5 protein-coding genes, 1 tRNA gene and 1 pseudogene are annotated in these 6,643 nt (G+C 63.7%); 6 read left to right on the forward strand and 1 reads right to left on the reverse strand.

Annotation, left to right across the window (positions count from 1 at the left end; translation table 11 throughout):
- The first annotated feature begins 30 nt into the window (after positions 1-30).
- From RHBS_RS06820 to RHBS_RS06840, 5 genes are all read left to right on the forward strand, one after another.
- Positions 31-762: a DUF1295 domain-containing protein gene (locus RHBS_RS06820; protein WP_374700545.1), complete on the forward strand. Its 732-nt coding sequence runs from the start codon at positions 31-33 to the stop codon at positions 760-762.
- 86 nt (positions 763-848) lie between these two features.
- Positions 849-2,489, forward strand: a complete 1,641-nt coding sequence (gene pgm / locus RHBS_RS06825; RefSeq protein WP_121870234.1) for a phosphoglucomutase (alpha-D-glucose-1,6-bisphosphate-dependent) — start codon at positions 849-851, stop codon at positions 2,487-2,489.
- Between the two features lie 77 nt (positions 2,490-2,566).
- A complete protein-coding gene (locus tag RHBS_RS06830) occupies positions 2,567-3,724 on the forward strand; it encodes an MFS transporter (RefSeq protein ID WP_121872507.1) in 1,158 nt (385 codons plus the stop codon).
- A gap of 25 nt (positions 3,725-3,749) precedes the next feature.
- Positions 3,750-4,496 carry a DsbA family protein gene (locus tag RHBS_RS06835; RefSeq protein ID WP_183130189.1) on the forward strand — a complete coding sequence of 249 codons (747 nt, stop codon included), beginning with the start codon at positions 3,750-3,752 and terminating at the stop codon, positions 4,494-4,496.
- A 127-nt stretch (positions 4,497-4,623) separates the two neighbouring features.
- Positions 4,624-4,696, forward strand: a tRNA-Ala gene (locus RHBS_RS06840).
- Between the two features lie 134 nt (positions 4,697-4,830).
- On the opposite strand, the gene RHBS_RS06845 is transcribed toward RHBS_RS06840, so the two are convergent.
- A complete protein-coding gene (locus RHBS_RS06845) occupies positions 4,831-5,175 on the reverse strand; it encodes an Lsr2 family protein (RefSeq protein WP_037190211.1) in 345 nt (114 codons plus the stop codon).
- A 535-nt stretch (positions 5,176-5,710) separates the two neighbouring features.
- On the opposite strand from RHBS_RS06845, the pseudogene RHBS_RS06850 reads away from it, so the two are divergent.
- Positions 5,711-6,643 (forward strand): annotated as a pseudogene (locus tag RHBS_RS06850) (N-acetylmuramoyl-L-alanine amidase); the annotation flags it as partial.

The raw sequence follows: 6,643 nt of genomic DNA on the forward strand, positions 1-6,643 counted from the left end.
CTGGCGAGCCTCGGCGGTACCGCCCTCCTGATGATCGTCACCGCCCTCATCGGCGCGCGAATCGGACGCCACAACGTCGTGGACGTGACGTGGGGCGGCGGGTTCGTTCTGATCGCGCTGATCTCGGCTGCGACCGGAACAGGTGAAGTGTGGCGTCGAATACTTCTGCTCGTCCTCGTCGGTGTGTGGGGGCTTCGTCTTGCCGTGCACGTCTTTCGACGCTCGCGCGGTCATGGTGAGGATCCGCGCTACACCGAGCTGCTCGCCAAGGCCACCGGCAACGAAACCCTGTATGCCCTGCGCAAGATCTATCTGACGCAGGCCTTTGCCTTGTGGTTCGTATCCCTCCCGGTGCAGGTGTCGGCTGTCGCACACGGATCGGTCGTACCCGTGGTCGTGCTCGGGGTGGCCGTCTGGATTCTCGGATGGACGTTCGAGGCAGTGGGCGACGCTCAGTTGAAGGCCTTCAAGGCCGACGCGTCGAACAAGGGCAAGATCATGGATCGTGGTCTGTGGTCCTGGACGCGGCATCCCAACTACTTCGGTGACTCGGCAGTGTGGTGGGGCTTGTTCCTCGTGGCCGCATCGGCGTGGCCCGGAGTGTTCACCCTCCTGTCGCCCATCGCGATGACGTACTTCCTGGTGTTCGCCACCGGTGCGCGATTGCTCGAGCGCAGCATGGAGAAGCGTCCGGGATATCGTGAATACCAGCAGCGGACCAGCTATTTCCTCCCACGGCCGCCGAAAGGATCCAGCAAGTAGCTCGCGGGTGGGGTAGCGGCGTTAGGGTTGTCGAGGAGTTCGATCCATCGATCGAGTTCGGTTCGACCACAACGAGGAGGCGCATCGTGGCGCACGAGAGAGCTGGAACCACTGCATTGCCGGAGGATCTGGTGGATCTTTCGCAGCTCGTGACCGCGTACTACTCGCGGGTTCCCGACGTGTCGGAACCGAGTCAGCAGGTGGTGTTCGGCACCTCAGGGCATCGAGGGTCCAGTCTGGACTCGGCGTTCAACGAGGCGCACATCGTGGCGACGACGCAGGCGATCGTGGAGTACCGGTCCGCGCAGGGCATCACCGGGCCGCTGTTCATCGGTCGGGACACTCACGCACTGTCCGAACCCGCCTGGACGACGGCGTTGGAAGTGTTGGCGGCCAACGGTGTCGACGTTCTGGTCGACTCGGGCGATCGGTACACGCCAACCCCAGCGGTCAGTCACGCAATTCTTCGGTACAACGAGACCGGCCCGTCGGCGCAGGCCGACGGCATCGTGGTGACTCCGTCGCACAATCCGCCGCGGGACGGCGGATTCAAATACAACCCTCCGCACGGCGGTCCGGCCGACAGCGACGCCACATCGGTCATTGCTGCGCGCGCGAACGAGCTTCTGCGCGATGGTATTTCGGGCATCAAGCGGGTGACCCTCGCACAGGCGTTCGCGGGGAGCGTCTCGCGCTACGACTTCCTCGGCACCTATGTGGACGACCTGCCGAACGTGCTCGATCTCGACGCGATCCGCGCGGGCGGGGTGCGTATCGGAGCAGATCCGTTGGGCGGTGCGAGTGTCGATTACTGGGATGCCATCGCCGAGCGGCACAATCTGGACCTGACCGTGGTGAATCCGTTGGTGGACGGCACATTCCGCTTCATGACTCTTGATACCGACGGCAAGATCAGGATGGATTGCTCCTCGCCGAACGCGATGGCGTCGCTCATCGCTGCCCGCGATCGGTTCGACATCTCGACGGGCAACGATGCCGACTCCGACCGCCACGGCATCGTCACCCCCGACGGTGGCCTGATGAATCCCAACCACTTCCTCGCCGTGGCCATCGACTATCTGTTCACCCACCGACCCGATTGGTCACCCACGGCGGCAGTGGGCAAGACGTTGGTGAGCTCGTCGATGATCGACCGGGTCGTCGCCGGTCTCGGCCGTCGCCTGCTCGAGGTGCCGGTCGGATTCAAGTGGTTCGTTCCGGGTCTGCTCGCCGGTGAGCTCGGGTTCGGCGGCGAGGAGAGCGCCGGTGCGTCGTTCCTCCGACACAACGGCCGAGTGTGGACCACCGACAAGGACGGAATCGTGCTGGCGCTGCTGGCGTCCGAGATCACCGCCGTCACCGGATCCACGCCATCGCAGCGCTACAGCGAGTTCACCTCGAAGTTCGGCAATCCGACGTATGCCCGCGTCGACGCACCTGCCACCCGTGACCAGAAGGCCGTTCTGGCCAAGCTCTCGCCGAGCCAGATCACCGCCACCGAGTTGGCGGGCGAGACGATCACGGCGACGCTGACCGAGGCTCCGGGCAACGGAGCTGCCCTCGGTGGCCTGAAAGTGACGACGGAGAGTGCCTGGTTCGCTGCGCGCCCGTCCGGAACCGAGGACGTGTACAAGATCTACGCGGAGTCGTTCCAGGGCGAGGAGCATCTGGCCCGGGTTCAAGCCGCCGCACGTGAACTGGTGTCGTCCGCACTCGAGAGCTCGTGACCGACTCACCTCCACCCGACCACGACAGTTCGGCTCCCGAGCCCGCATTCCAACCCGGCGGCAAGCTCCCACCGGAGATCTGGGTACTGGTATCGGCGGCGTTCGTCATCGCGCTCGGATTCGGCATCGTCGCGCCCGCTCTGCCGCAGTTCGCCCGAGAATTCGGCGTCGGTTACACGGCGGCGTCGGCGGTCATCAGTGCTTTCGCGCTCATGCGGTTGTTGTTCGCACCCGCCAGTGGTGCTCTGGTGCAGCGGCTCGGCGAGCGGCCGGTGTACCTGATCGGACTGCTGATCGTTGCGGTGTCCACCGGTGCGTGCGCTCTGGCTCAGACGTACTGGCAGCTGCTGGTGTTTCGCGGACTCGGCGGCATCGGCTCGACGATGTTCTCGGTGTCGGCACTGGGATTGCTGATCAGGATCAGTCCTCCGACCAGTCGTGGCCGCATCTCCGGCCTGTATGCGACCGCCTTCCTGTTGGGAACCATCGGCGGCCCGCTCGTCGGCGGCGCGCTCGTCGGATTCGGTCTGCGGGTGCCGTTCGTCATCTATGCCGTGGCTCTCGTGATCGCCGCGGCCGTCGTGTATTTCACCCTGGGCAATTCCGACCTCGTCAAGCCGGAGAAGGGTTCGGCACCGCCCACGATGTCGTTGCTCGCCGCGCTGCGGATCCCGTCGTATCAGGCCGCGCTGGCGTCGAACTTCGCCAACGGTTGGGCGGTCTTCGGTGTCCGGGTGGCTTTGGTGCCGTTGTTCGTCGTCGAGGCGATGCAGCGATCCGAGGTGTTCGTCGGTATCGCGCTGACCGTGTTCGCAGTGGGAAATGCCCTGGTTCTCACCACAGCCGGCCGCCTGTCCGATGTGCGCGGACGCAAGCCCTTCATGGTGGGTGGGTTGGTGGTGTGCGGTCTGGGAACCGTCGTGATGGGATACGTCCACGATCCCGTGCTGTTTCTCGTGGTGTCCTTGATCGCCGGAATCGGATCGGGTCTGATGAGCCCTGCCCAGCAGGCCTCGGTTGCCGACGTGATCGGCTCGAAGGCTCGCGGCGGGCCCGTGCTGGCCGCATTCCAGATGGCGTCCGACGTCGGCGCGGTCATCGGCCCGATCGTGGCCGGAATGATCGTCGAACAGGTCTCCTTCGGTCCGGCTTTCGCCGTGACGGGAGCGCTGCTCCTCCTGGCGGGACTTTGGTGGTCGCGAGTTCCAGACACACTCGGGCGCGAGCGCATCTGACGGGCGCAACCGTAGTATTCGCTGTGTGAGCCAGAAGAAGATATCGAGTACGAAACACACACCCGAGGCAACCTCCAACACGATGACCTACGTATTGGGCGGCATCGCATTCGTCGTAGTGGTGATCGTCATCGGGGTGGCGATCATGTGGCAGAGCGGAAGCGACGCTCCACGCAACGACGGCTACGGCACGGTCAAGAATCCTGCGGTCGAATTGTCGTTGCCGGGTGACGGGGTGGTGCAGCTGTCGCGTCCGGAAGCGCAGCGTGTCATCGATGTCTTCGAGGATCCGATGTGCCCGTTCTGCGGTGACCTCGAAGTGAAACACGGCCAGGAGTTGGCTCAGAAGATCGACGACGGTGTCGTCTCGGTGAATTACCACCTGGTCAATTTCCTGGATCCACAGTCTGCGTCGGGTGACTATTCGACGCGTGCCGTCGCGGCCTCGCACTGCGTGGCAGCGACGGAGAACGCGCGGGTCTACTCCGCATTTCACGCCGGGTTGTTCGACCCGGAATTTCGCCCCGAAGAAGGTGGTGACTCCGACCGAACCGATGCCGAACTAGCGGAGCTCGCTCGTTCCTCCGGAGCGAGCGAGCTGGCAACGGAGTGCATCGTCAGCGGCGCACAGCGAGACGCCGCGGTGGCGGATGCGAACACCGGACGGGACGCGCTCGCCGCCTCGGGTGCCCGCGGAACACCGGGGGTACTGGTCGACGGTCAGGTTGTCGATGCGCTCGGTGACTCGGAATGGTTGGCGTCGATCAACTGATCTCTAGGCGCGGGTGCGGCCGGTCGTCGAGTATTCGGAACCGGCCTTACCAGGTGATTTGTTGCTGCTGCGACCGATGGTGTAACTTCGTTCGAGCAACCGCATGAGCGGGAGCACGCAGTAACTCGGGGCTATGGCGCAGCTGGTAGCGCACCACACTGGCAGTGTGGGGGTCAGGGGTTCGAGTCCCCTTAGCTCCACCGAGAAGCAAGCTCCATAGAGAGCAAACTAAAAAAGCGTCGCCCTCGGGCGACGCTTTTTTCGTGTTCGGTGTCACCGAGCGCCGAATCGGCATCCGTTCGTCGTGCCCGGAGCCGATTCGGCAGTCGACGGCTCAGTGAGCGGCGTCGAACGCCTGCTCGACCTCGGCGGGGATTCTGCCTCGCGCCGAGATATTGTGGCCGTTCGCCTTGGCCCATTCTCTGATGGCTTTGGTCTGATTGGCGTCGCGCTTGGCACCGGTTGCGGGAGTGCTCGACTTCTTCGTTCGCTTTCCACCGACCTTGGTGGAGTGCTCGATGTAATAGTCGAGCTTGCGGTGAAACTCCTTCGCGTTCTTGTCGCTCAGGTCGATTTCGTAGCTGACTCCGTTGACCGAATAGGTTATGTGTTCGCCACCGGATTCGATCGGTTTTTCGTCGATGTCATCGACTAGTTGCACATAGACTTTTCTGGCCATGCTGAAGCTCTCCAATGATGCAGGGGATGATGCGGGGATGTCCAGATCGAACTGATGCGACTATACGGCTGAACAATGTGTTTATCCATGCGGGTCGGGGGATTGTTACTCGATTCGCAGAATTCCCACAGAAATCACCTCGTCCTTCGACGAAACCGACAAGGTGATTGCGAGAAGCATTCTCTCGGCGGTCGTGTTCGTCGTTATCCGTGAGAAAGACGAACTGTCCGGTTTGAATACGTATTGCCATCCTCGGGTCGGTTCGAGTTCGATCGAACGGAGATCTGCAGGCGACGCTCGGGATCTCCGTATTTACACAACGAATCGGTCACGAAACGCAATCGTTTCACTAACGAAAGATCACTCGATACGCGTCGACGGTGATATCTGCTTCACTTGATGCGCAAGTGTCTGTTGTGACGTGTGGTGTCCCGTGATTCGGTGACCTGTTCGGATCAGCGGTGTCCGAGGGGCCGAGAGGGGAGTTGCGCAGCGAGTTCCACCGCCTGCGCCAGACGATATGAAATCTGCACCGATGACCAGGTCGACTTTGACGGCGCTGATGTGCGCCGGAATTCTCGGTGCCGGGGTGCTCGTGTCTGCGCCGGCCACCGCCGCACCGGCCGGCACGGCCCCCACCGCAGGTACGGAACTGTCCGGCAAGACGGTCTTCCTCGATCCGGGCCACCAGGCACCGCACATTCGGAGAATCTGCAGCGACAGGTGGACGACGGGCGGGGCGGCACCAAGGATTGCCAGACCACCGGCATGACCACCCTGGACGGCGTGCCCGAGCACACCATCAACTGGAAAGTCAGCGAGCTCGTCCGATCCAGCCTGGAGAGTCTGGGTGCAACGGTGAAGACGAGTCGAGCAGACGACACCGGCTGGGGCGGATGTGTGGACGACAGGGCGCGGGCCGCCAGCGAGTCCGGGGCCGACGTGGCCGTGAGTATCCATGCGGACTCCACGAGTGCGACGACCGACGCCGACAAGCACGGGTTCCATCTCATCGTGCCCACCCTGCCGATTCCGAGCGCGGCGGCCGACGCTGCCCAGTCCGAGCGTGGACGTTCGGCATCGACGCTGATGCGGGACTCCTACGTGCGCGCCGGCTTCGAGCCTGCCAACTACGCAGGGGTCGAGAACGGGATACAGGAGCGATCCGATGTCGCCGGGCCCGCGCTGACCACGGTGCCCCTCGTGTTCGTCGAGATGGGCAACGGATCCAACCCCGACGACGCAGCTCTTCTCGAGAGCTCGGACGGTCAGCTCGAGCATGCGATCGCCATCTCGACGGGAATCATCGACTACCTGCTCGGGGCCGAAACCCCGTCCACGACAGCGGACACCGCCACCACGCCTGCGGCCACCACGACTGCGACAATCGCCGCCCCCCGCCCCCGACGGCACCCCAGCGACGCAGGCCCCCGCGACCGAGGGGGCGTAGCGCGTTGTCCCGGTTGCT

Source organism: Rhodococcus sp. BS-15, from assembly GCF_000813105.1.
Classification (GTDB): domain Bacteria; phylum Actinomycetota; class Actinomycetes; order Mycobacteriales; family Mycobacteriaceae; genus Rhodococcoides.